Genomic DNA, 26,163 nt, shown 5'->3' on the forward strand with positions numbered 1-26,163 from the left:
TGTCTTCATTATTGTCAAAAGAACACCCTCATCCCGATTCGGTTCAAACGCATCTTAGTTGCAGAGAGGGGCATTGATCAGCGGCTGCGCTACATATGAGTTCCCAGAACCGGCAAGCTACCCAGAGCATCAAGCACCGGAAGGCGTTTACTGCGGATATATTCAATATCGCCAACCAGATAAACGGCATCGCGCGCGCGTGAGATGGCGACATTTATGCGCCGGTCGTCAGCGTAGAACGTCGCAGGGCCTGTATTGCGCACGAACGAGAAAAACACAATATCAGCCTGTCGTCCCTGGAAGGCATCCACGGTATCGACTTCTACAGCGAGAAACTCGCTGAACGCCAAGGCGCTCAGGGTCTCACGCAAGGCTTTGCATTGGGCGCGATAGGGTGTGATCAGAGCAACACTGATTTTTTTCCTGCTACCGGAGCGTTTGAGGGTTTCAAATATGTCGGTGAGCCGGCTCATAATGATGCGGATCTCCGCTTCATTAATGAGAATCTTCCTTTCTTTGCCCTGCTGGGCCGGGACACGAAGCCCGCGCGGCTTATAGGTGTACCAGCCAAAGTCCTGAAACTCGTGGTCGGTAGTGGTGCGATAGTGCTGCAACTCACCCTTATAGAAGTGATGGGAGATGAACTGACCGATATGGGGAAGCATACGGAACTGCCTGTTGAGCATCCCTTTCATCTTCGGGGACAGGTTCTCGAACAACCGTTCGAGCACGCCATTGCGGATCAGCTGCTCTTTATGTTCATCCATCTGGGTCAATACTTCGGCTTCTTCGGCGCAGAACGTGGGGGGCAGCTGTTTATGATCGCCAACCAGAATGCACTTGCGGGCAACGCTCATCGCCATCAGCCATTCGGGCATCGTTGCTTTGGAACACTCATCGACGATAACGAGATCGAACATCTCAGTTTCATCATCGAATAAATGGTCAATCTGATTACAGGTCACACCGATGATCTGATGCATTTCAGCCAGATTGCGCGCCTGCCAGCGCGGCAGGCTCATCCTGCCGTTCTCATCCATTGTCCCCTGCTTTAACGTTTCCCAAAGGTCCATGGTCAGCTGAGGGTCTGCACGGTACGCGTTATGCCACAGTGCATCGGCCCGATTCATCGCATCCGTTTGTCTTGTCTCGGGACTCTCGAATTCGGTGATGGAATACCGTGGGTAGCGCAGTATTGAGTTCAGCAGCTCCGGTGCGCATTGCTGAGCGAGGCGGTCCAGGGCGTTATCGACAGCGACGTGGGTCTCGGAGCTAATCAGGATCCGTGCGCCGGGCCTGGCTTTAACCGTTTGCAGAATGATCTCCACAATAGCCGTCGTCTTACCGGTGCCGGGCGGCCCCTGTATGCAGAAGAAATCTTCAGCGGCCAGTGCATTGCCGATTAAGGTAAAAGCGGGATCGCCAGCCTGATAGCTGGATTGAATGGGGGCCTGTGGCGTTATCGCCATGGTGCTTCCGCCCTCCCTGGCATGGAACTCCTCCAGGAAAGACTTAACCTTGTCGCTGTTTTCTGCCCCGGCCCTCAGGTTCCCGGCGTTACATCGTTCCCCCGGCAGAGAGAGATCATCACCGTTAACCCCGGCCGGGTGAGTATAGTAATACTGCAACAACCGGTTATGGTTGATATTACAGTTAGCTCCAGCCCGAAACCTGAGCAGATAGGTGATCTGACGTCGGAGCTTAGGCAGCGTGCGATCGTCTGCGGTCAGCGCCAGTTCAGACAGGTATTCCAGCCAGTGATCAATGTGACCGATAAAATCGTTAACCGCATCCGGCTCCGAAAGCAGGCTCAGCGCGTGATCGTCCATTTATGCCTCTTCAATCTTCAGGTGAAGGAGCGATTCGACGCCCGTCGGATTGCTGCAACCGAGCCTGTTGATAATCATGCGACGCGTCGTGGCATCCATCTGTTGTGCCGGTACAGGCAATACGAATGTTGATGCAACCAGTTCAAAGACAATATTCATGTCCGGATGAATGGTTAACACACCAAAATTATTCTCAGCCATATCCGCGGTGATTAATGCATCAATGGCTAACGCAATTCGGTAAAGCGAGAATTGAGGCAGGGATGAAACCAGCTTTTCTCTGGTATTGAAGCCCGCATTGACGGCCTTCGTGACGGCAATAAGGCTCTCCTTTATCGAGGATCGCCGCCAGATAAAGGACATTTCAAGTTGTGATTCCATTTTCTGCCTTCTTTTTCTCCCAATGGGAGCGTTTCTGTTTCTTCGTATTAAACCCGAAGGCAAAAAACGCATTAAAATCACGGTCTGCGCTGAGCATTTCACAAACGCTTTCGATCGCTGAATCAGGATGCAGCGGTTTAATTTTCTCAACAAAACCTTTAAGTTCGTCGCGACGGGCAAACAGAATGGCACGCGCAGCAATCAGTTCCTTTTTGTCCTGAAACGCTGCCGTCACCATGGGTGCCAGCCGCTTTTTTTCTGCCTTATCATTGGCGAATGACGCGGGATAGTTTTTAGTATCATGCGCAGCCTGCACCCGCCTTTTATAAGGCTGGTACTGCTCATTCAGGTTGCTCAATACTTCGCTGGCACAATTGATGATCTCTGTTGCTGTGCCAATGACTTTAATGATCTCAGGCAGTGAACCACCCTCGTTAAGCCTGCTAAGCCAGCGGTCCGCATAGCTGTTATGGGTTAATTCATAGGCGTAATAATTTTCAAACCGCTTGCTCAGGATATTCCATGACGCAATGCACAATGCATATTCTTCGGCTAACGCGCTCTTGTTTGCATCATGCAATGCTTCAACAGACCGTCTTTCCTCGTAAAGCGTATTTCGCTGCACCCGGAGTGAAGCCAGACTTTTTGATAGTTCAGAGCGATGGCTTTTGAGGCGGTTTAACTCAAAATTAAAATCATCGTTGCTGATTTTGGCAGAGCGTTCTATGGAAGTGAGGGTTTTAGTGATGAAGTCGCCGGTGACAGTGAGCGGCCGCTGAGCCGTGAATTCTCTCCACGCCTGCCGACTTTGTCGCTGAGCCTGATTATTCAGCTCCTCCCGCCAGGCATCCATTAATGAGATCGTGGAATGAATAGCCTTAATTTTATCATTGATAATAATGATATTTTGCTTACAAAGGTCAACGTTCATCCATGACTCAATGCATGGCATGATCAGATTGTGGAAGTTGTTAAGATTAGCAACATAGGCGCCTGCGCTCTCCAACTGACTATTCAGGAACGCGAGATATTGCCCAAGCTCAGTGTTGCGCTGGTCCTGGTGAGCAATAAGCTGGCGGGCGTATTCTTCCTTTTTGGCATTGATACGCTGGCTCGCTTCCGCCTGCTCATTTTCCAGGCGTCGGACCAGGGCCTGCGTCACCGCAGTTTCCTCCTGCAGTTTTGACCCGGCCCACCATTTAGCAAATGCTTTTAATAGCATAAGTTGTCAATCCTCAGTGCAGCTCAAGGAAATCACAGGCCTGATCCCAGCCCGTCTTGTCAGGAATAATCATGCTCATCCGATCGAGGATGATATTTTGCATTTCCTTTTTGAGTGCGACGCCAGCAGGCGCGGTGATATCAATGGTGTTCAGTTTGTCCTGCAACAGGCTCAGCTCAGCGGCAAAGGATTGCAGACGTGTGTTTTTTTCCTGCTGTTTTCGTTGTTCGGTATCCAGAAGCTCGGCGTGCGCTAAATAGTTCCTGCGCACCGGTGTGAACATCAGATACTGGCGTTGCAGATGGGTGTTCAGCTCGTCGCTAAACGCGTCAATTCGGGCGAACGCCTGGCCGGTGATGCTTCTCCTCGCCGCTTCATACTGAGCATCAATATGATTGATTTCCTGGGCGTACGCGACTGCCAGCTCCTGCATGAGCTGTCGTTCCTGCTCAGGTAATGCATCGATTTGCGCATAAATATCGCGCTGGACGGCTTTGAGATGATTTTTGCGGGTGCTGTATTCAGAGATGACCGAAATCGCGCCGCTGAAAGGCAACAAATCTGTCCAGGAGAACGCCTGTTCGGACATGGCGCCCACTTTACCCGCATACTGAGAAAGGTCGATAGCACCGCCGTGGAGCTTCTCAAGCGCGGATTTGAGATCGTCATTGGCAATTTTCAGCCCTCGCGCGGAAAAGTGATTTACATACGCGCCTGCTGCCAGCGAAAAACCGATCGCAAATACGGCACCACTGGCCATAACGCCCAGCGCGCCCAGCGTGGTTCCGCCGATGGCATAACCGGAGATCGACGCGCTGACAAACGTCCCGAGATAGGTCCCCACGCCCGCACCCAGACTGAATGCCAGGCTTCCCCCGACAACCTGCACTGTCCCGCCAATCGTAGAAGAGGCAAACTCGATACTGTCAATTTCCCCTCGGGAAAATTTGAACAGGTCATGAGCAAGATTGACGGTGATCTGGGCGACGGCGGCAGCGACATTACCTTTGATAAGGTGTTTGCCTAGCGTGCCTCCAAGAGTTTTTCCTGTCTGCGCGACGGTTGCATCAAGCAATGACTGGCCTGCGTGTTGAATGCCCGTAATCAGCAGGGCATTACCCGCCCCTTTCGCGGAACTCAGCACCACGCGTTGGGCGGCTTCAAAACACATATCCATATCCAGCGGTTCGTCGCTGCGCATATATTCCAGCAGAATGGACACCGACTCCGAAGCCGCGCCAGCAATCGCGCCCGCCTGCGCCGCATTGCGGTACTGCATACCATTGAATTCCTGCCTGACGCGCGCCTTCTCCTTATATTCAGGCCCGTTTTGGTTGTTTTTCGCCTCGCTGACTAACTCCTCTGCACTTCCCTCGCCTTTGCGATTTAGCCCGGTACTGGAAACAGCGCCGTCGGCGGAGGTGAGCTTGTCAGTCGCATTATTTGCGGTGTCCTGATTGCTTTGTGAAACATTCGGGCGCGTTTCCTGGTTACGCTGCGCCTGCTTATGTGCCGCGGCCTTAACGGATTCCACCTGATCAGAGGGAACAATCTTCCCCACGCCATCGTATTTTTCGGGTGACAGCGCGTCAGCGGTACTTTTGCCGTCTTTGTAAAATTTAACCTGATGGCGGGTGGTGCCATCCGGCGTATTCACATGGATATCCGCAACCGGATCATTAACCTGCCCAACATCCAGCGTCGCCCGATGATTATTCTTTCCTTTGGCAGCCGCCTCAATATTGAAAGAACCGACGTGATGCGCTTCTGCGGCGAAGCCCTGCTGCACGTCGATTGACTGGCCATTAATGCCGTTGCCATTTTTCAGCGAAATGGATTTGCGAATGCCCTTGCCATAATCGCTAAGCGCTTTATTTAACGCATCACCCTGGACCTGATTCCATATTCCCTGGAACTGAAAGGCTCCCTGATCAAGCGCGTCTTTGATTTTTGTCGTTTTGCTCATGAAATAGCGGGTCCTGTATGCAGACCTTCGCGCTGAGAGGCGGCATCAGTGGCTGATTCAATGTTCCCGATGGCGCGATTAATGAGCTCTTCGAGCTTGCTGATTTGCTGTTGTGTCGCTTGCAGTTGTTTATTCAACTCGTAAGCCACATCAGCAGGACGGCCATTACCGTTGAACTGTTCGGCGCAGGCCTCATGCACCTGGCGGCGTTGAACGGGATCATCACTGTAAAGCACCAGTTGTTGCGAGAATGACTGACAGGCGCTGAGTTCATCCAGATAGCTGGACTCCTGCTGGCGATATTGCGCCACGTCTTCCAGCAAGGGACCGACAGCCTGGATCAACCTCTCACGTTTTGCCGAGACGCGCTGGATGCTGCTCAGCAACATTTCTTCCCGGCATTCATAGGTTCTGAGCATGGCGCGCAGCTGGTATTCATCAAGCGAATGATATTTTCCGATGCGTTCCTGACCGGCTTTGATGGTCAAATCCAGGCTGGATATCTCTGAGGACAATCTGGCCTTATTGCGCCTATGTTCATCTTCGGCTTTTTCCTGCTGAATTTTGTAAGAACCAGCCAGATCAAAAATCCGATCAAAGAACCCCTGCGGCGGCAGATTGATGGGCTGAACTTGCAGGTAATTAAATGCCTCTTTCTTTTTTCTGAGCAACTCTGCGAAAGCCATATTTTCGTTAAGCGCCACAGCCTCATCGAAAGTTTCAAAGAAAACGATGTCGGCCCTGACGTGCTCAGCTTCGCGACGGTTTTTCTCAAGTTCGTTGTTTAGTTGAATAAGTTCAGCATCGAATCTGTTAATACCCACCCTCATCTACCCCCTAAGCTACGGCCAAACTTATTCAATTGACGCAGCATTCTTATAGCGAATGCGACCGCCCCAGCGGCGAATGAATCTGCATGAGTTATGAATATGTTAGAGTGATAGCCTGACAAATTAAACAATCCCTATTTTAAAGAGATAGCATTAATGTGGTCGTGCTGACATAAGGCAAATATTTAACGCGATTCATATTGCCGTTGCAGATAAATCAACGTGAAATCACCTTCGCCTCTTTATTTATGTGTTTGCCGCAGGGGTTAACTATTTGAGTTAAAAGTGAGGGTATTTAGATAATGCGTAAATGACGCCGAAAGTTTCTCAAACAATGTTGCTGTATCGCGGATGATTGGCATTAATTCAGGGTGGGGTTGAGAGGTATAAACCGTTGGTATCCTGTGACAGGCGATACCCGATTACCCAGAAAAAAAGGAAGCAATCTGCTTCCCTGGCATAGAACGCGTATGCAGCGGGTCCAGCGAAGCCGCCGGACCGCCTGATGGCTTAAAGAGATTTAAGCGTTGCAGCAATTACGTCCTGATAGGTTCCGGTAGACCGACCCAGCAGGCGGCTTAACACATGGCTGTTGTTGTAAAGTGCACCTTTACTGGCTCCGACGTCCGAATCCGCCAGAACGTCTGCCAGACCTTCCGGTAAGCCTGCCCCTTTCAGTGCAGCCGCGAAGTCGTTCTGTGGCAGATTTACGTAGTTCACTTCTTTGCCGGACTGGCGGGCAATTTCGGCCGAGAACTCGCTCAGCGTATAGCTTTCGTCACCCGCCAGCTCATAGACCTGGCCTTCCTGCCCTTCAGTAATCAGCACTTTTACCGCCGCGTGTGCGTAATCAATGCGGGGAGCTGAAGAAATACGCCCATCTGCTGCGGAACCGATGAAGGCATTATGCGCCAGCGCAGGTGCAATGCTGGCCGCATAGTTTTCGGTGTACCAGCCGTTACGCAGTAATACGTAGGGCACGCCAGATGACTTCAGCGCTGCTTCAGTATCGCGATGCTCATCGGCGAGCAGCATCGTTGAGTTATCCAGGTTTAACAGACTGGTATACGCGATAAGTTTTACCCCCGCTGACTTAGCTGCATCAATAACAGCCTTGTGCTGAGCGCTGCGCTGACCCACTTCGCTGGAAGAGATAAGCAGCAGTTTATCGACGCCATCAAAGGCCGCTTTAAGTGTTTCAGGCTTGCTGTAGTCGGCCTGACGGACAACGACGCCTGCTTCCTTCAGCGCTTGCGCTTTAGCAGGGGTTCGCACGGCGGCAACAATCTCACTGGCCGGAACATGTTTAAGTAATTCTGTAATAACCAGCTGGCCCAGCTGGCCGGTGGCGCCAGTAACTGCGATCATAATAATCTCCTTGAGGAAAAGTTGACATGCATCGTGTACAGCACGTCTTAAGTATATGTCATGAAAAGTGAGGACTGAGATGACTATAGTTGATATGCTATATAAAGGTAAGTACTTACCTATTGGTAAGTATTAATTTAATTAACGGGTGATCAAATGGACAGAAAACAAAGTATTCAACATCCGGCGGTCAGACACGGCAGATTACTCGATGTTAATTGCCCATCGAGGGAAATTCTTCAGCATATTGCCAGCAGGTGGGGCATTCTGGTGTTTATTGCACTGGATGAAAATACGCTGCGCTTTAGTGAACTCAGGCGAAAAATCACGGGGATAAGCGAAAAAATGCTTTCTCAGATCCTGCAAACATTTGAAAAAGATGGGTTCATTCATCGTAAGGCTCTTCCCGTGATTCCTCCCCATACCGAGTATTCTCTTACCCCTCTCGGGCTTGAAGTCTATTCGAAGGTGATACAGCTCAGCGACTGGATCGAGCTGAATCTATTGCGCGTGGTCGCAAAAAGGGACGAAGCGTATGACGGCAGCAGCCCTGAAAATCCACGGGATGATAGTTAATCCGTACTTTTCATCAGTGATGATTAAAAAATGTTAAACTAACAAATTGGTAAGTACTTTCAAAATGAAAGCGCCAAATCTATGATACGCCGGATTCACCATCAGAACTCACACTCTCTGGTCATAAGCGTGTTTTTAGAGGTCACGAATGAGCCTTTCATTAAATCACTACCGCAGGCAAATCGCACTGGATGAGCCGTTCAGCGCAGCAACGGTGCTCTCTGAAGCCGCCTTTGAAGCAGCACTGGCGGAACTGACGGATTATCTCGTCCGTGAAGCAGACACATTGCCATCATCCCTGACGCAGCCTGGCCTCGCAAACTTACGGGCATTGCTGACGCGTCGCGGCCCTGCACCTTTGCCAGACGAATTCCTCAGGCTGAGTGACGCGCTGCTACAGACGCTGAAATCCCGATGCGCGGTGACCAGCGCCTCCAGACTCCCCTCAATTAGCGACTCGCTAAAAATGGCTGCCTACCCGGTGGGGGAGCTCTGTGCATTGTGGCGGGGAGACATCACCGAACTGGAAATTGATGGGATCGTGAATGCCGCCAATGAAAAGCTGCTGGGCTGTTTTATTCCTTTTCACCAATGTATTGATAACGCAATTCACTGGCGGGCGGGTCCACGGATGCGCACTGACTGCGATCTTATTATGCAGGCGCAGTACCCGGTAGATGAGGAAACCGGTAAGGCAAAAATCACGCGCGGATATAACCTGCCGGCAAAATACGTTTTGCATACGGTTGGTCCGATTGTAAGAGGCTCACTGACAGCCCGGCACCGCACTGAGCTGGCGAGTTGTTACCGGTCATGCCTTTCGCTCGCCGCTGAGGCAGGACTTAAATCTCTCGCCTTTTGCTCGATATCTACCGGTGTATTCGGCTTCCCCCGCGAGCCAGCAGCGGAAATTGCGCTTCACACGGTCGCGCACTGGCTGTCAGAGCATCCAGGAAGTTTTGAGCGCATTGTATTCAACGTATTCAGCGCGGAGGACGAGCACATATATCAGCAAAGCCTGGAGGCACATCAATGAACACCACAACCCTGTCTGAAATTGCCACCCTGATTGCTGAGAGTAAGCACATCCTGATTACTGCCGGCGCGGGCATGTCCGCTGCGGCAGGATTCGATTACGGTGAAAATGCGCGCTATAAAGAGCTATTTCCGGCGTTTGCCCGTAAAGGATTTACCGCGCGTTATCAGGCGATTGGTTACCGGGGATGGACGCCGGCTGAATTCTGGGCCTACTGGGCCATTCACGTTGAAGATATCCGATTCGGTGAACGAGACGATCCTGTTTACCGTCAACTTTATGACTTAACACGACATGCGGATACCTTTGTCTATACCTCCAATGTGGACCAGCTTTTTGCGCGCAACGGATTCAGCCAGGACAAACTTTACACTCCGCAGGGGGATTATGGGTACCTGCAATGTAGCAGAGCCTGCCGGGACGTAGTGTGGAAGAGCGAGCCGGTAGTAAAAAGGCTGCTGCAAAATATGGATGCCGTCACGCAGACCATTACGGATCCCCAGGCCATACCCTGCTGCCCAAACTGCGGGGGCGAGGTTTTCCTCAACGTTCGCATTGACCAGTATTTTGTGGAAAGTGCTTATCGTGAGGAGCTGGCGCGTTTTTCGGCCTGGATCGAAAAAATTGTCGATAAGCCTTTTTTAATTATTGAGATTGGTGCCGGTTTTAACACTCCGTCAGTGATCCGCTGGCCGGGTGAACGGTTAATTAAGGGAACGCCTCAGGGAAGGTTATTACGTATAAATAAAGATTACCCTCAGGTTCCGGATGACATTAATCAGCGAGCCATGGGCATCAGTGAGAATGCGGCAGAGGTAATCCATCAGCTGTATAAATACCGTCAGGCAGCAAAACAATAAAGTATTGTAAAAGAAAATACTTTTCATACCGTGTTTTAAATTATAAGAAAATCCAATTGCAGAGTTATTCTCTGCATGAGGATGGCTATACCCGGCGCTTTAAATACCATTAATATCTTCAATTAACTGGGGTGAAATATGCATCAAACTATCAAAGACAGAACAGCTACTGCCTTTAGTTCTGCTCAGCAATCGAAATCTGTCAAAAGCCTGATCGCCGGAATGATTGCAGCATCTGCGCTGCTGGGATGCTCACAGGTCTCGGCCCATGAACCGGCAAAAATTCCTGACTTAAAACCTCTTGCAGTAAAGGCACAGGACGCATTTTTTAAAGACTACAGCGAGACGGGCGTGCGGAAATATTTCAGCACCGATTATATTCAGCATAATCCTAACGTACCAACCGGTATTGACCCCGTTATTCATTTTTTACCGGTACTGAAAAAGAATGGCACAACCAGTACCACGCATCGCATGATCCAGGACGGGAAATTTATTGTTATGCATAACACCTATAATAATGCCGAGGTGTTTGGCGCCCACAAGGTTGTTGCTTTCGATATATGGCGTTTTGATCATGGAAAAGTAGCAGAACACTGGGATGCAATCGCACCAGTTGTTGAAAAAACGGCCAGCGGACGTTCGCAATTTGATGGCCCAACTAACGTAACGGACCTGGATAAAACCGATGCTAACAAGGCGCTGGTAAAAAACTTCGTAAATGACGTGCTGCTGGGCAAGGCGCCACAGAAGATCACTGAATACATCAGTTCAAAAGAATATGATCAACACAACACCAGCGTCAAAGACGGTCTTACTGGTCTGCAGGAAGCCATTCAGGCGCTGGCAGCAAAAAATAATATGTTCCAGTACAAAACTGTCCATAAAGTTCTTGGACAGGGTAACTTTGTTCTGACACAAAGTGAGGGGGCATGGAATGGAAAACCGCAGGCATTTTATGATTTATTCCGGGTTAAAGACGGTAAAATCGTAGAGCACTGGGACATTATTCAGGAAATTCCTGCCAGGTCGGTGAACAACAACACCATGTTCTGATTTTTTAAAAGGCGATTAATAGTAATCGCCTTTTTCTTATTTTCTGATTGCTTTTTATTCTGTTGTCTAAATAAATTCTTGTTGAAATTTTCATACGTAAATAACGGACCTGCTCACGCAGTCAGGGCCACTATTTGGTTTGTAAAGTGCTTATTGTGATACCGCAGCCCTACTCATGGGGCAGCTATGTCTGCTTTTCGCTGTTAGCCGACCTTCAGATTCAATTGATACTTATCTATCAGCACCGCCAGAACTTAACTTCATACCATCATATTTTGCGTACCCACACCACTTTGTCGGCCTCTGCACTTACCTCGCCACAGCGACACGTCGACAACGATGATCTTCAGGATCCTAACTTTACATAATTGGCGTTATGTAAAGTTAGGATCCCAACCTCAAAACCAGTATGATGACCTGCTGGCGCCATGTTCTGCCGGTTTGCCCTGGAATGACCCTCATTTCCCAGCAGACGCGATCCCATTGCTGCCGGTGCAGAAAATGGCAGCGCTACGTGAAATCTGACGGGTACTTCCCCTGCTTTTTATTCAGATTTCACGTAGCGCGATCAAACCAATAATCGGTTAATTAACGAGCGATAATGACGGAATTTGTACAGAAAACGGACCTGATTCTGCCCTTTCCGGATGATGGCGACATCTCTGCGCGCCTGAAGGAATTTGCACAGGACCGGGATGCGTTTTCGTCCAACACCTGGTCACAGCTGATGAGCGTAATGTCAGTCTGCTGGCGCTGGTCGCAGGAAAACCGGCGCAGCTTTCTGCCGATGTTATCCAGCGATCTGCGTGACTACCTTTCCTGGTTACAGGACAGCGGACGGGCCTCAAGTACGATTTCCACCCATGCCTCTTTGATCTCGATGTTACACCGTAACGCAGGTGTAACGCCGCCGAACGTCTCGCCGCTGATTTATCGTGTGATGAAGAAGATAAACCGCATGGCGGTGTTGTCAGGAGAGCGCGCAGGCCAGGCAGTCCCGTTCAGGCTCACTGATCTGGACATCATCGATGACTGCTGGGCGGGTTCCGTCCGGCTACAGGAGCTGCGCAACCTCGCCTTTCTCCACGTCGCATACAGCACCCTGCTTCGCATCAGCGAAATAGCCCGTATTCGGGTGCGTGATATTTCGCGGGCGCAAGACGGACGGATCATTCTCGACATCTCGCACACCAAAACGATCGTTATGACCGGTGGCCTTATCAAGGCGCTGAGCGCGTTCTCCAGCCAGCGTATGGATGAGTGGCTGAAAGCATCGGGGCTTAATGGCGAGCCTGACGCATTTCTGTTCTGCCGGGTACACCGTTCCAACAAAGCGCTTCCGTCAGAGCAGCAGACGTTAAGCCGTCCTGCCATCGAGGATATTTTCAGAAAAGCCTGGCAGGTCGATGGTCAGAATGGTTCTGTCAGGGCGAATAAAAATCGCTACCGACACTGGAGTGGCCACAGCGCGCGCGTCGGCGCGGCCCAGGATATGACCAGAAACGGATATCCTGTCGCGCAGATTATGCAGGAAGGAACATGGAAAAAACCGGAAACCCTGATGCGTTATATCCGCAACGTTGATGCGCATGAAGGAGCCATGATTGATATGATGGAAAAAAAGAGAGGCAGAAAATGATACCAACAAATTTGGTGTCTGAGATCATGTCAGGATTTTCACGCATTGCCAGATAATATTCAGGTATGTGAACAGGCCTGATGTGTTTTACAGGATTGTTGGCAATAACCGATGCATTGCATTTATCCTTTGTGAAGTTTCAGGATAAGTTCTGCAATATTTTCAGCTTCCACCGGTGGAGAGAGATAATACCCCTGAAAATGCTTAATCCCGATTGATTTCAATGTATTGAATTTCTCCAGGCTATCCACACCCTCAGCAATACAGTCACTTCCGGTCAGTTCACAGTAGTAGGCCAGACTCTTAATCAGGGCCGTCGCGTGTGGATCGCCCTGCATATCATTAACAATACTCATATCGAGCTTATAGGCATCAAATCTGACGATTCGCACCGGAAATATAACACTGCTTTGTGAAAAGCAATCATCCAGCATAACGGTAAAACCATGCTGTTTTAATTGCGTGATATTTTCAGCTATTTTGCTCTGATGGTTAAGATCTATGTCTTCACAAAATTCCAGCGCCAGCAGCTCAGACATATAAGGGTGATGCAGTTGTTGACATGCCGTTTCTATCATCCGGGGCAGGTTTTCATTACTGGCAACAATAGCGGGAATATTCACCGAAAAATAGTATTCTCCCTGATGCTGATTGATATGCTGTACTGCCGCCCGCAATACAAAAGCGGTCAACAGCAGCCATGCATACTCTGAACGTAACTGTGGTAAAAAAGCGCCGGGCAGCAGAATCTTATCGTTTCGCCGCCAGCGGATGAGGATTTCCATCCCCTGTACCAGCAGGCATTCATCGGTGACAGGCTGAAATACCGGGAAAATTTGCCCGCTGTAAATGGCATGAACAAATTCACGCTCAATAGGAGAAAGTGCGGCTATGGCCTCTCTTTTTTGTTTTTTCGTCTGGCTGCCGTGAAGAAAAATATCAGGCAGAGGGGGTTGTTTCATCATAACTTTACATCATTGAATTGTGGTAGAGGGTTGATATGCTGAGCTGAAGGACTGTACTGAAATAAAGCGCAGAGATTATGGCTTCATAATAAATCACTTACTGATAAAAAATGGATGTGTGATACTTAAATCAAAACAAGGTTGTTGTTTAAAAGTAATTTTTGCAGTGCAATTCTGTTTTTGCAACCTAACTTAGTCATCAGGTTTCTGCGGTGCGTGTAAATAGTCTTAAGCGATACGCCAAGTTCTTTTGCGATATGAGTGTTACTCTTGCCATCACTAAACATCAGCAGCAGCTGTCTTTCACGGCAGCTGAGGTGGAACCGGGCGTAATGATTTATCGACATCCCTGATCTTATGTTTAGGAACAGGTTAAAAATACTTTTCATGCTGGTTTTTTTATCTATAACATTTATCTCGCCAAATAATCCTGAATTGTAAAAAGCCAGATCGCCAGATGTAAAGGCAACAATATTGCTTTTGGGGTGTTCGATCCACTTGCATCCTGAAAGATCATTGAAGTCGAGGTCTATAATTAAAAATAGCGTATCGAAAAAATCTAAACCAAGCAGTTCTATAACCCCCTGGGTGAAATATTGATCCCTGGATAAAATATTAATTGATGGAATCATATCTGAATTCAATCTCATTTTCCTGGGCGGAGAAGGCCTGGGCGGGAACTCCCACTCAGGCCTCATTCAGTACGACTTTACAGGTAGACCAGCTCAATGGTTGTCAGGCCATCGAGAGTGATGGGCTGGGTCAGGTTAAGCTCAGATGCCTTGTTGATGTAGGCCTGAACGCCGAGTTTGCCCGACATGGTGGTAAAAGCTTGTGGGATCAGGCTGCCAGGCTCGGCCCAGGAGACCTGACGGACGCCAGTGGTGCTAAGCAGCGAGGTCTTGTCACTGAATGAACTCCAGGCCAGATCGGCACCATCGCGGCCAATGCTGTCGAGGAAGTTGCCGTCGACAATTACCGTGCGAGGCGTCAAAGCAATCCCGTAGCCACCAATTTTTGCCTCGCCCGCCATGCCCAGACCGGCGCTTGCTGTCTCACCATCGACAGGTGAGATGCCAAACCCGCCAGCTCCCTCAGTCGCGCCCGCCAGGGTGTCCGGCCGGCCGTTGGTTGCCTTTATCGCGACCTTCGTCGGCGCATCGCAGACAATGGACAAGTCCAGCGTCTTCTCGTCCAGCAGCGTGTAGCCATTCTGTGACAGGGTGTTGACCGGGATTTTGCCGTAATCAATCACACCGCCAGCGCCCAGGGTTGGGGTACAGGCGGCCGGGGTGATAATGCCGGTGACCCTGACGTCGATGCTCTCAGCCAGTACAGGTGAAGCAATAAAAGCAATTAATGCCAGGGTATGAATGCGTTTAAATTTTTTCATCAGAATCTCTATTTAATTGAAATAAAATATCATGAACGACGATCTGGTTCAGATGGCAGTATTAAATTGCGTTTGCTCTGAAATTAATAGGTTTTTTCGATCAATTAAGACACTTCATCCTGGTTGTTTTTGTCAAAGACTCTGGTTGTACGGGGAACCTATTATCCGCACCCGCAATACAGGCACATTAATTTGCAGGATTCTTACCTAAGAAAGAGAATCGACAGTCTGCGCAAAAGAGAATTTACATGATACGCAAATGCGCCAGCAGGCGGATTTTGTCATACCTGAAGCTGGCGGAGGCGTGAATGCGGAATAATTAGGGTTGGTTAAATCAATACCCTTGAAGAACTGAAAAAGCAGCACAGGAATATGGTCATGCGATATTGATAACCATATTCCCGGGGCTGAGCGGGCTGAGATTTCGCCCAATCCGGACGAATTTACAGGTAGATCAGCTCGATGGTTGACTGGCCATCGAGGATTACAGGTTGAGTCAGGTCGAGTTCGGATGCCTTATTGATGTAGGCCTGAACGCCTAATTTGCCCGACATGGTCGTAAACGCTTTCGGCAACAAGCTGCGGGACTCAGCCCAGGAAGTCTGACGGACACTGGTGGCACTCAGCAGCGAACCAGTCTGTGTCCCGGACGATGATCCGACTGATTCCCAGGCGAGATCGTCAGCCTCGCGGACAATGCTGGCGGAGGGTGAGCCATCGAGAGTTACCGTGGTAATGTCCATGCGCAGCCCGTATCCGCCAATTTTTGCGTCGCCAGCCATGCCCAGCCCGGCGGTATCGGCTTTACCATTTACGCCAAAAATGCCTGAGACAGGTGAGACCCCAAACCCACTTGCTCCCTCCGTCGCCCCCGCAAGGGTGCCCGGCCGACCGTTGGTGACACTGATACCTACCTTGGTCGGTGCATCACAGGTGATAGCAAAGTCCAGTTGCTTCTCGTCCAGCAGGGTGTAGTCGGTCTGTGACAGACTATCGATCTGGATTTTACCGTAGTCAAACGTGCCGCCGCCGGTCAGGGTTGGAGTGCAGGCGGCTGGGGTGATAATCCCGGTTACCCTGACATCAATGCTTTCAGCCAGCACCGGTGAGGTAATAAAGGCAATCAGAGCCAGCGTGTGAATACGTTTGAATGTTTTCATTAATATGAATCTCTATTGAATTGAAAGAAATATATCAGGAACGGCGCCCTGATTCAGACAACCGTATTAAAGTTGTTTCGGTGAGTGATTAATAGGTTTTTTCGATCAATTAAGCCACTTCATGCAATTTGTTTTTCTCACAGGATGTTTTTTTACCACCGTAGTGAATGGATTCAGGACAGATAAATACCTTCAGGCAGCCGGTATTCTCTATTTGGATCTCAGCAGGTAATTCAACCGAATGGTAAAGCAGAGGATTAAAAAATGGAGGGGTGTTTAATTCAGACTTGTGTCACAGGAGGAATAGTTTTTCAACACTGACGATATAAGGGCTTTAACTGACGTTGTGAAGTGTAAGATTTTCGTCTGCGAATAAGAACCGCAAGAAGATTGTTGCATGATAGATAAATACAGCGGCAGGATGCCTGGAATGAACGGCAGAGAAAGCCTGGGCGGGAACTCCCGCTCAGGCCTTAGTCAGTCCGGACGCAATTACAGGTAGACCAGTTCGATGGTTGTCAGGCCATCAAGCGTTACGGGTTGAGTCAGATCCAGCTCAGATGTCTTATTGATGAAGGCCTGAACGCCGAGTTTGCCCGACATAGTCGTAAAGGCTTTCGGCGTGTCGGTGCCTTGCTCAGCCCAGGAGACCTCACGAACGCCTGTGGAGCTTAGCAGCGAGCCAATTCCTGCTCCGGTTGATGTACCGGATGAGATCCAGGCCGTATCCTCAGCCTCGCGGACAATGTTGTGGGCGGTGTTACCGTCGAGCGTCACCGTGTCAGACTGAATGCGCAGCCCGTAGCCGCCGATTTTTGCGTCGCCAGCCATGCCCAGACCCGCGGAGCCGGCTTTACCCATCAAGCCAAACATGCCCGAGACCGGTGAGATGCCAAACCCACCCGCTCCCTCCGTTGCGCCTGCCAGCGTGTCCGGTCGGCCGTTGGTTGCTTTTACAGCGACTTTGGTCGGGGCATCGCAGGTGATGGCGAAGTCCAGTTGCTTCTCGGCCAGCAGGGTGTAGTCGGTCTGTGACAGGCTGTTGATCGGGATTTTGCCGTAGTCAATCACACCGCCACCGGCCAGGGTCGGGGTGCAGGCGGCCGGGGTGATAATGCCGGTCACTCTGACATCAATGCTCTCTGCCAGAACGGGTGAGGTAATACAGGCAATCAGCGCCAGTGTGTGAATACGTTTTAATGCTTTCATTTATATGAATCTCTGTTTAATTTAGAAAAATGTACAAGTGGTGCTGCCCTGGTTCAGACAATGTTTGAAAATTTTCTGTCTCAATGATAATAAACAGGAAGTTACGACATTAATTCTGTGTGTCCCAGTCTGATTCTCTGTTGATAGATGCCCGTGTGTACAATAGTGGTAAAATACATCACTGCATCATTGCTGCTGCATATGGATAAACAACGGTGCTTCTAACGGAGAAGCATCATTAAAATGACTTTCATCATTAATTGATATATTTTCTTGATCAATTAAGGCACTTCATTAGCTCATCTGCGGATTGATACACAACAGGCTATAGATGTTAATCTCGCTTGTTATCACTCTGATTTATATCATTTTTTATTAAAAAATACCCGTTACCGATGTGTGAGGCGTTAACGGGTGCCGTGCAGAGGATATAATGTTGAGTTATGAGAACTTACAATAAAACAGCGGGATATTGTCACGGCTGACAAATAATCCCCCATTCAGTTGTTTGATGGTGACATACATTGTTGTGTGTGCGGATGTAGACAACCCGAAAAAGACATTGCTGAACGTTTGGTCATCAATGCTGTCTTTGTTAAATTTTAACGTGTTGTTTATTTCGAGCACGGATATATCCTTTTTGTTTATATAATCAAATTCAATTTTTCTGCTGATGGAGCCTAAGAGCACGCTTCCTTTATAAACCGGACCACCTACGGTAATCGACCCACTATCATCATCCATTGCAATATTAGCCACTATCGGAATATTAAGGGTGGCGGTATGTATGGTAAAAAAGGCCTGGCACTCGCTACTTTTTTGCCATTCACCTTTGTGACGGATGTAGTCACTGATGTAATTGTATGCCAGTTCTATTGTCAGTACAGATAGCAGAACTATGGCAATTTTTTTAAAGAACAGCTCATTCATTTATCATTCCTCGTGAAATATTCCGTTGTACAGGATTTCAACTTCTTATTTTCAATCGAGCAATACATGATAGAGCTGGTACCATAATTCTTAAATGATGTGACATATACATTACTATACCCGTTGCAGTCCAGGTCATCCGTTTTAATCTGCGGATTGATCTTGTTATCGGCGCCATAATTGTTATTAATATAAATATTGCATGTATCGCCGACCTGTCTTAATAGTGTGTAGTTTTTGAAAATTGTATCGCTGGTTTCTGTACTCACCTTCAGCAAAGGGGTTTTCTTCGCTTCAGGTATCAACAAAACCAGAATCAATAACAACCATAATGCAAACCATGATTTTTTTAAAAATGAAGCATATTTGCCAACTGAAACCCGGGTTTTGCCAGCATCCTCATGGCGTTGCATGATACCCGTAACTTTTTGGTCACTGCGGGTATCCGTATCTTCTGTCTCTGTTTTCTGATGATCATCATTGACGAACTCAATGCTCAGCTCGTTGGAGAAAAATAACCCCACGCGTTTTACAGTAACAATGACATCCTGTTCGGGCATCATCTCCGAAAATGCTTTCCGTAGTGATGAAATGTTTTGGTAAAAAGTATTTGGCGAAACCTCTCTTCCCTGCTCGTTCCATCCATATGACATCAGATCCCGCTGGGTAATAACTTCCCCCTGGTGGGTTATTAACAATTCAAGACAGCGGGATGCGGTGATGAATAAAAGTGTTTCTGAGTTTGTGCAAGTGTCAGTAAGTGTTTTTTTCTCGGGGTGAAACTCAATTTTATCGTTTATGAGGAAATATCCTCTTTTCTTTTCTTCTAATTTTTCTGTCATTAATTATCCCCCAGAATTTAACCTGGATGATGATGTAAATTAATTAGTCTGCTCATACTATATCTTTAGACTTCAGTCATTCCAGCAGAATCCGCAGCATAGCCGAGTTCTCCGTCGGCGACGTGGTTCGACTATCTTTTTCCGACAGACGCGGCTCCACCTGGAGGTCAAACGTTACCGTCCGTCCTTGCGCCACCTCACCCGCGATCCGTGGTATTACGACGGCTCCGCCCGCTAATTGCGCGCTTCCTGCATCCGAATCCGCCAGTCTGCCTTCAGCTGTTCGTATTTCTGCCTGTGCCGACTTCCCGTCTACACGCAGGTTGTTCATGCGCACTTTCAGCCAGCCGTTCTGCCCGTAGCGTATCCGTCCGTCGCCCTGGCCATCTCCCGTAATCCGTAACCGGAATGACTGGGTGTAAGGGCAGGCGACCGTCACCGGCACAGTGCGTACACCAGGAGTCAGCTCGCCGGGACGCCCGGTGTCCTGTAGCTGCCAGCGTGACTGCCTGCCATAGTCAACCACCCCGCGGCCCACACTTAACAGACACTCGCTGTGGTCCAGCGGCATCGCTTCAGGTCCGGCACTCTGTGCCTGGCTTACAACCATCACTGCCGCTATCAGCACCAGGGTACTCATCCTGTTCTTTAACATAATTCTTTCCTGTCAGATGCAGACGGCGTCCGCGGTTTCATATAATTCGTTTTGTGGCGGATGTGTTGGTAACGTCAGGCTAAAGCTGCACAGCGTTTTCCCCGACACCTGCACGTCGTAACGGGCAGGTTGCTGCATGTCTGGAATAAACACGCTCCCCTGCTGACCCGACATCGTGATAAAGCTGCCGGCTACATCAAATACACTGGCCCCGTGGGGGATAGGCGTGCCGCTCGCGTTGCGGATATTGGCCAGAATGCGGCGTGTGCGCATCACGTCAAAATCCATCTGTGTCACCGACCCACGGGCGACCTCCGTCTCTTGCCAGGCGTTGGCAATATCGACGTTTTTCTCCAGGCTGCGCGTATCCACCTGCACCACTGATTTGCGATATCCTCGCAGGCCAGGGACGACCGCATATCCTTTAGCATCGGTCCAGGCTGGGCCGGATGGTGTATCGATGCGAACGCCCCGCTCAGTGCCTACCCTGGCGATACCGAACGTATCACCGACCTGATAAGGCGAAGACGTGACTCCACCGGCATGTGCCACAACCGCGCCGCTGGCCCGCGCCATCCAGGTGGTGATGTGGTTGCCAGCGCTCACGCTACCGGAGAGCTGACTGACGGGCGTTACCATATCGCCGGTAGCCGTTCCGCTGCTCTGGCGGCCGCGCATGTCGCGCTCCATTGACAGGCTATAGCCGCGATCCTGGCTGAACCGGTCACTCCAGCGCAGGCCGGTGCGCGTCTGACCATTACCTTCGTTGAGGTAGCTGTTCAGTCGTCCGCTGCCGAGTGGCAGACTCACCGTCATATAGGCCAGATTTTCCGCGCCGCTGCCGTCCTGACGGGCGCTGCGGGCCAGGAGTGTCGAGACCAGCGCTCTGCCAAAGGTTTTCGACCAGGAGCCGCGCACGTAATCGACCTGTTGGCCGCCGTAGTTGTTGCTACGCCCCACCGACAGCGACAAATTGCCCATACTCCGTGCATCCCAGCCGGCGGACAGCCCGGTCTGCGTATGGTTCATGCCTGCCGTCTCCCGGGGTTTCTTTTGCAGTGCGTCGTACAGTTCGCGGTAACCTGTGCTCTGGACGCGTGCGTTAGCCCCGAGCGTCAGACGTTCAATCGGCGCCCAGCTGATATCTGCGCCTGTCTGCATCCCCTGTACACCGTGCGATGAATCACGGCTGAAGGTGCCCTGCATCGTCAGCATCCAGGGACGGAACGCCTGGGTGCTGAGATCAAAACCTGTCTGGGCGTATGAGCGGGATGCCAGCAGAGAGCCGTTGAGCAGCGAACTCTGTCCCAGCGGTACGCCTCCTGCTACAGAGGCCAGCAGCGGTTTACTGTCGACGCCCGAATGGTCCGGTCGGCCGATGCCGAATGACAGCCCTGACGGCGTGAGGCCGCTATGCAGGAACGCCGAAGCCGGTACGGTGAACTCCCGGACACCACCGCTGCTTTCGGTCACCTTTACCTGTAAGTCGGTGCGGGTGTTCAGTAAGCGAAATCCACGCAGGCTAAACGGTCCGGCGGGTACCGTCGTGCTGTATAACAACACCCCTGCCTGACGCACCTCCACCACCGACTGGGTTTCAGCGATCCCCTCAACCAGCGCTGGCCCGTCATTCTGCGCCATCAGTGCCGCCTCAGGCACGAGCTGTACCCCCAGCACCTGGCCTGCGTTATTCATGTTTATCTGGCCGGCCTGCATGATCTTGCGTACCGAAGTCCAGGTCCGCTGCGCCCAGGCGGCCTGGTTGTTGAAACGATCCTCACCGTTCATGCGGGACATCTGCTGGCGGCTGCGGACCACCCAGTCCGAGACGTTAAATCCAGCCTCTGTGTTGATCTGCATGAAATCCGTTTTCATTCCGCGACCGACAGAATTCATGTACTGCGTGTCATAATTCACCACGGCCGCCGTTCCACCGTGCGACCAGTTTCGGTTAGCGGGATCGTCCACCGCTAAAAACTGCTCCGGCACGACGAGGCTAAGGCGGTTTTCACCCGGATCGGCGGTTATCTCCGCCTGTGGCCAGAAGGAGGCAGGGGTTGCACACCGGCCATCATCACGTATGTCATGCGGGCGCTTCAGTCCCGCCTGGCGGATAAGGTCATCATTGACACAAACCTCTCCCGCTTCATTAAAAGTGGCGCGTACACGGCCGCGGTCATGGCCGTTAACCTTCAGCAATACGTTGGTCGTGCCCGCCAGGAAGCGTGGAGCCTGGCTAAAGGCTGAGGCCACTTTCTCGTCGACGCCCCGCGACTGTAGTACCTGCAGATCGAACTGGACGTCGTCAGCCGCCGCGCCCACCGGGTGTGACTGGGTCAGAAGCAGACCGGCAGGCAGCAATGCGCCTGCCAGCCGACGCAGGGAATACCCTGGCTTTCCGAACGCTGGTCTCATGCGCGCTGCCCTCATTGAGCCAGTACTGGTGCGGTATAGCTGGCAACGCTGAAGCCCCAGGTGGTGGCGGGATAGAGCGTGACCTCCCGCAACCCGCTGCTGGATTTGCCGCTTCTCTGCTCCAGTGTGATGGTCTGGCCGGGTAGTACATACGCCTCCGGCAGTGCCCATTCACCGCTGTTGGGTACGGTGCTGATTTTCTGGGACAACCGAACTACGTAGGGCGACGGATTGGTTACTGTCAGTGCATCATTCTTCCGGCTCCAGATCAGTAGCTTCCAGGGGGCCGCCTCACGGGCAAGGCCTGCGGGGCGGATGATGACCGGCAGATTCTGCCGAATGGTCATGCGCACTTCGTTGTCATCTTTCTTCTGAGGCGGTACGCCCTCAAATACCACACGCTTGAGGTGTTCGGTTTTCAGCGGCGTCTTATCCGTGAGGAGGAAACGTACGCTCTGCGTCTTGCCTGGCTCCACGCGCGCAGCGGGCGGTGTGACAGTGAGCAGGTTATCGGTGTCACCTTTCAGGTTCCGCAGCGAGGTGAGCAACAACACCGGAAAGTTATCGGTGTTTTTCAGGTTAATGACGCCCTCACCATCGGCTTCTTCGACGATGACGACGGAAGTTTCAGGAACAATGCCGGTGGCACAGGCGGCGCTGGTAGCAAATAACACGCACAGCGATGCCTTCCGAATAAAGGGAATAAAGTTCATCATAATAATTCTCCGGTGATAACAGGCGGAGATAGCTCCGCGAAAAATGCCTGGCCACGTCCGTCCAGGCATTAGCCAATACAGAGGGGATTACAGGTAAATAAGCTCGAAGGTAGACAGGCCATCAAGAAGGATCGGCTGCGTCAGGTCGAGTTCAGAGGCCTTATTGATATAGGCTTGGGTTGCCAGCTTAGCGCTCAGGTTGGTGATGGCGATCGGTGTAACACCTTCACTTTTGTCATACCATGAAATTTTATTGGGATAATCCATCATTAACCAGGGAAATAAGCCCTTCCAGCCCTGACCATTCATTGAATCCTCCATTAAGGATAATTGTTTTCCGTCGGCATACACCTCGTGGTTTTGGAATGCCAGCGCGTAACCGCCAATATTAGCGTTACCCGCTTTACCCAGGCCAGCTACTATTGGTCCATACTTGATAAATTCTACAGGTCCGAAAGCAAATCCGGATGGCAGCACGTAACCCTCCCCTATATCTGTCGCCTCAGAACCAGAGCGTCCATTCGTTAACGTGACTGCTAGCTTGGTTGGAGCGATGCAACTAATGGCAAAGTCGAGCGTCTTCTCATCCAGATACGTGTAATCGTCCTGAGAAAGGCTGCTGGCCGGAATTTTTCCGTAGTCAAATATCCCACCGCCAGACAGGGTCGGCGTGCAGGCATTTGGAGTAAGGGTGCCGGTGACCCTGACGTCGATATTTTCAGCAAGTGCAGGTGTGGATATAAAGGCAATCAGAGCCAGTGTCTTAATTCTTTTAAGCGATTTCATAATGTAAAAACTTCTCTGTTTTTTAACGTAAATAGTTAATTGCAATGCGTGTTTAAGCAGTATTTTTTTTTGGGTTAAAAATGGCCACGCTCAACCAGAGTGAACATGCATTTAGACATTAATCTTCTTTGCCTGAACGCTATTTAAGGTTGATGGGGTACCGCTTGCATAATGGCAGTTATGTCGAAAAACATTCCTGTCAGGTGTGGCTGACATATGAATAAACCACCACTCCCTTAACGGAGCGCTATTAAAGTGATTTGAATCAATAATTGATACGTTTTTTTGATCAATTAAGCTACTTCATGTCACCTGGGGTGTTTATGGCTTCCGCTTCTCCGGGTATCTGGCAGATGATGAATGATGTGAAATATACCCTTAAAAATCATAGGGTAACTGATGATTTATTGTTCCTTAAAACACAATTCAGACACATGATAATAACCTTGCGCCATTTCCCGAATAATTTTCCAGGGCGGGCGCCCAGCCTTGTAGCCCGCTGTTTTGGTAAGGGTTACAGATACGAGCCTGAGTTATATACGTCAGGCTTCCCGGCTACTTTATCGGCGATATTGGTCATTAAGATGGACGGATGAAAAGTATTGAGCAGAGTACTGAGGAGAGCACGATTTTTCAAAAACCGCGCTGCGCTGATTTTACCTGGGTGCTGAGATAGCGATCTGGCGTACTGCACAAAGAATACCAGTTTGTCATCAGTTAGTGGCCTGCTGGAAGCTGGCATATCAACCGGCATCGATAGTTTCCCCTGCCCCAGCCTGCGTAGCATCTAAAAAGGTCTCGCATTAGCGTCTTGCTGTAGGTATTTAAAACACAAAACCAGCGGTGACTATATTGATCGCCATTGAAAATAAAACGCAGAGAATATTATGGTAAGGATATTCCCTAAGAAAAATCCAATATAAAGATTGTGCCTATTGTTTTCATTTAAATGATAACCACCTCCTATCATCTTATCTTCATTTAAATCTGATAAATGTCAATTTTGTGAAATTAAAACCCAGTTTATTATCATTATTTGAGATTATAAATCTGATTATCGCAAATGTTATGGCTTTGTATCCCGTTGAGTGCGCGCCGCGTATTTCATTGTTAAATGCAATGGTAAATTAATCTCAATTCACCGAGCGGTTTATTAACGTGGGTTTGTAAATCAGTCCATGAATGAGATTTCTTTCAGATATGAATCTGTCAACCAATGTTTTATCTAAAGATAATTATTTTACCCTTGGGGTTACTGAACTACTTGGGGAGACGTTTATTGATGATTTGTTTTTAATTGTAGATTTGGATTTTAATGACCTGTCAGGGGCGGAGTGGTGCAATTATTCGAAAAAGAAGATCGTGGCATTCGCATCCAGTGACTTTGCTTTTTATAAGTCAGAGTTGTTTGGAAAGATGGCTGTGATAGATAAAAGAAGTAGCGTAAAAAACATTTTGGATTTCTTTTTGAAAAGAGAGGTGCCAGGGAATTATCACACTAAATTCCATCTAAGTTTGCGTGAGAAACAGATGTTAAGGATGTTTAGCAAAGGTAAGAGCAATAAAAAAATTGCGGAAGAACTGGGCGTGACACTTAAGACTATTTATACCCACCGACGTAACCTGATGAATAAGTTGGGCTGTAGAAATAGAATTGTGTTTCATGAGATTTTCTTCAACAACAAATGCTTTTTTAATTAAAGCATCGATTTATCACATATTTAATAAATAGGAAATTTATTATGAACAAGTTAGCTCTCATTGTCATTTCAGCACTGTCCCTGAACTCGGCTGCCGCTCTGGCTGAAACCACTACCGTCAACGGCGGGACGGTGCATTTTAAAGGGGAAGTCGTTAATGCCGCTTGTGCCGTAGATGCCGGTTCTCTCGATCAAACCGTTCAGTTAGGCCAGGTGCGTTCAGCAAAACTTGCTAAAGCGGGCGATACCAGCTCCTCGGTTGGCTTCAACATTCAGCTGGGTGATTGTGACAGCAGCGTTGCCGCCAAAGCATCCGTCGCGTTCACCGGTACCTCAGTTGATAGCGCTAACGGCACGGTCCTGGCTCTGCAGAATTCAGCCGCAGGCGGTGCAACTCACGTTGGCGTACAGATCCTCGACAGCAAAGGCACGCCGTTAGCGCTGAATGGCGGCACCTTCGGTTCGGCTATCACCCTTAACGATGGCACTAACATCCTCCCGTTCCAGGCTCGCTACTTCGCAACCGGTGCGGCTACGGCAGGTACTGCTAACGCCAGCGCGACCTTTAAAGTGCAGTACGAATAATTTTTCCATCTGGCAGGGACGTTCTCAGGGCCAGGATGGCCCGC

Annotated in this window: 23 protein-coding genes and 1 pseudogene; 7 read left to right on the forward strand and 17 right to left on the reverse strand. The window is 49.8% G+C overall.

Annotated features, from left to right (window positions below; genetic code table 11):
• Positions 1–89: 89 nt before the first annotated feature.
• The 6 genes from AC6I8V_RS26300 to AC6I8V_RS26325 all read right to left on the reverse strand — a co-directional run bounded on the left by AC6I8V_RS26300 (position 90) and on the right by AC6I8V_RS26325 (position 7,596).
• Positions 90–1,829 (reverse strand): DEAD/DEAH box helicase, encoded by a 1,740-nt coding sequence (locus AC6I8V_RS26300; protein WP_497847192.1) that lies wholly within the window; start codon positions 1,827–1,829, stop codon positions 90–92.
• Entirely contained in the window at positions 1,830–2,210 is a 381-nt protein-coding gene (locus tag AC6I8V_RS26305) for a hypothetical protein (RefSeq protein ID WP_497847193.1), read from the reverse strand.
• Positions 2,194–3,432, reverse strand: coding sequence for a hypothetical protein (locus tag AC6I8V_RS26310; protein ID WP_497847194.1), 1,239 nt, complete (start codon positions 3,430–3,432; stop codon positions 2,194–2,196). The genes AC6I8V_RS26305 and AC6I8V_RS26310 overlap by 17 nt, the downstream gene beginning before the upstream one ends.
• Positions 3,433–3,445: 13 nt before the next feature.
• On the reverse strand, positions 3,446–5,398 hold the full coding sequence (locus tag AC6I8V_RS26315) for a hypothetical protein (protein WP_497847195.1): 1,953 nt from the start codon (positions 5,396–5,398) through the stop codon (positions 3,446–3,448).
• The gene (locus AC6I8V_RS26320) at positions 5,395–6,222 is read right to left on the reverse strand and encodes a hypothetical protein (protein WP_497847196.1); all 828 of its coding nucleotides are present in this window, start codon (positions 6,220–6,222) and stop codon (positions 5,395–5,397) included. The genes AC6I8V_RS26315 and AC6I8V_RS26320 overlap by 4 nt, the downstream gene beginning before the upstream one ends.
• 516 nt (positions 6,223–6,738) lie before the next feature.
• Positions 6,739–7,596: an SDR family oxidoreductase gene (locus AC6I8V_RS26325; protein ID WP_497847197.1), complete on the reverse strand. Its 858-nt coding sequence runs from the start codon at positions 7,594–7,596 to the stop codon at positions 6,739–6,741.
• A 156-nt stretch (positions 7,597–7,752) separates the two neighbouring features.
• Here AC6I8V_RS26325 and AC6I8V_RS26330 point away from each other — a divergent pair, with 156 nt between their 5' ends.
• The 5 genes from AC6I8V_RS26330 (at position 7,753) to AC6I8V_RS26350 (ending at position 12,763) form a co-directional block, all read left to right on the forward strand.
• Positions 7,753–8,172 (forward strand): winged helix-turn-helix transcriptional regulator, encoded by a 420-nt coding sequence (locus AC6I8V_RS26330; RefSeq protein WP_497847052.1) that lies wholly within the window; start codon positions 7,753–7,755, stop codon positions 8,170–8,172.
• 148 nt (positions 8,173–8,320) lie between these two features.
• Positions 8,321–9,208: a protein-ADP-ribose hydrolase gene (locus tag AC6I8V_RS26335; RefSeq protein ID WP_497847053.1), complete on the forward strand. Its 888-nt coding sequence runs from the start codon at positions 8,321–8,323 to the stop codon at positions 9,206–9,208.
• Positions 9,205–10,068, forward strand: coding sequence for an SIR2 family NAD-dependent protein deacylase (locus AC6I8V_RS26340; protein ID WP_497847054.1), 864 nt, complete (start codon positions 9,205–9,207; stop codon positions 10,066–10,068). Before AC6I8V_RS26335 ends, AC6I8V_RS26340 begins: the two co-directional genes overlap by 4 nt.
• Before the next feature lie 138 nt (positions 10,069–10,206).
• Positions 10,207–11,124, forward strand: a complete 918-nt coding sequence (locus tag AC6I8V_RS26345) for a nuclear transport factor 2 family protein (protein ID WP_497847055.1) — start codon at positions 10,207–10,209, stop codon at positions 11,122–11,124.
• A gap of 601 nt (positions 11,125–11,725) precedes the next feature.
• A complete protein-coding gene (locus AC6I8V_RS26350) occupies positions 11,726–12,763 on the forward strand; it encodes a tyrosine-type recombinase/integrase (protein ID WP_497847056.1) in 1,038 nt (345 codons plus the stop codon).
• A gap of 122 nt (positions 12,764–12,885) precedes the next feature.
• Here AC6I8V_RS26350 and AC6I8V_RS26355 read toward each other — a convergent pair.
• The 11 genes and pseudogenes from AC6I8V_RS26355 to AC6I8V_RS26405 form a co-directional block, all read right to left on the reverse strand.
• A pseudogene (locus AC6I8V_RS26355) lies at positions 12,886–13,692 on the reverse strand (EAL domain-containing protein); the annotation flags it as partial.
• A 161-nt stretch (positions 13,693–13,853) separates the two neighbouring features.
• On the reverse strand, positions 13,854–14,378 hold the full coding sequence (locus tag AC6I8V_RS26360) for a helix-turn-helix transcriptional regulator (protein WP_497847057.1): 525 nt from the start codon (positions 14,376–14,378) through the stop codon (positions 13,854–13,856).
• 59 nt (positions 14,379–14,437) lie between these two features.
• Positions 14,438–15,121, reverse strand: a complete 684-nt coding sequence (locus AC6I8V_RS26365) for a DUF1120 domain-containing protein (protein WP_497847058.1) — start codon at positions 15,119–15,121, stop codon at positions 14,438–14,440.
• A gap of 443 nt (positions 15,122–15,564) precedes the next feature.
• Positions 15,565–16,281 carry a DUF1120 domain-containing protein gene (locus tag AC6I8V_RS26370; RefSeq protein WP_497847059.1) on the reverse strand — a complete coding sequence of 239 codons (717 nt, stop codon included), beginning with the start codon at positions 16,279–16,281 and terminating at the stop codon, positions 15,565–15,567.
• Positions 16,282–16,773: 492 nt separating this feature from the next.
• On the reverse strand, positions 16,774–17,490 hold the full coding sequence (locus tag AC6I8V_RS26375; RefSeq protein ID WP_497847060.1) for a DUF1120 domain-containing protein: 717 nt from the start codon (positions 17,488–17,490) through the stop codon (positions 16,774–16,776).
• 441 nt (positions 17,491–17,931) lie between these two features.
• Entirely contained in the window at positions 17,932–18,420 is a 489-nt protein-coding gene (locus AC6I8V_RS26380) for a YqeJ family protein (protein WP_497847061.1), read from the reverse strand.
• Positions 18,417–19,262, reverse strand: coding sequence for a winged helix-turn-helix domain-containing protein (locus tag AC6I8V_RS26385; protein ID WP_497847062.1), 846 nt, complete (start codon positions 19,260–19,262; stop codon positions 18,417–18,419). Before AC6I8V_RS26385 ends, AC6I8V_RS26380 begins: the two co-directional genes overlap by 4 nt.
• A 76-nt stretch (positions 19,263–19,338) precedes the next feature.
• The gene (locus tag AC6I8V_RS26390) at positions 19,339–19,917 is read right to left on the reverse strand and encodes a DUF1120 domain-containing protein (protein ID WP_497847063.1); all 579 of its coding nucleotides are present in this window, start codon (positions 19,915–19,917) and stop codon (positions 19,339–19,341) included.
• Between the two features lie 12 nt (positions 19,918–19,929).
• Positions 19,930–22,332 (reverse strand): fimbria/pilus outer membrane usher protein, encoded by a 2,403-nt coding sequence (locus tag AC6I8V_RS26395; protein ID WP_497847064.1) that lies wholly within the window; start codon positions 22,330–22,332, stop codon positions 19,930–19,932.
• Positions 22,333–22,343: 11 nt separating this feature from the next.
• Positions 22,344–23,045 (reverse strand): fimbria/pilus chaperone family protein, encoded by a 702-nt coding sequence (locus AC6I8V_RS26400; protein ID WP_497847203.1) that lies wholly within the window; start codon positions 23,043–23,045, stop codon positions 22,344–22,346.
• 90 nt (positions 23,046–23,135) lie between these two features.
• Positions 23,136–23,834: a DUF1120 domain-containing protein gene (locus AC6I8V_RS26405; RefSeq protein ID WP_497847065.1), complete on the reverse strand. Its 699-nt coding sequence runs from the start codon at positions 23,832–23,834 to the stop codon at positions 23,136–23,138.
• Positions 23,835–25,034: 1,200 nt separating this feature from the next.
• Here AC6I8V_RS26405 and AC6I8V_RS26410 point away from each other — a divergent pair.
• Positions 25,035–25,535, forward strand: coding sequence for a helix-turn-helix transcriptional regulator (locus AC6I8V_RS26410; RefSeq protein WP_497847066.1), 501 nt, complete (start codon positions 25,035–25,037; stop codon positions 25,533–25,535).
• 41 nt (positions 25,536–25,576) lie between these two features.
• Positions 25,577–26,119: a type 1 fimbrial major subunit FimA gene (gene fimA / locus AC6I8V_RS26415; RefSeq protein WP_497847067.1), complete on the forward strand. Its 543-nt coding sequence runs from the start codon at positions 25,577–25,579 to the stop codon at positions 26,117–26,119.
• Positions 26,120–26,163: the final 44 nt, after the last annotated feature.

This window comes from Pantoea sp. X-Soil-TKNS-1207 (assembly GCF_059730485.1).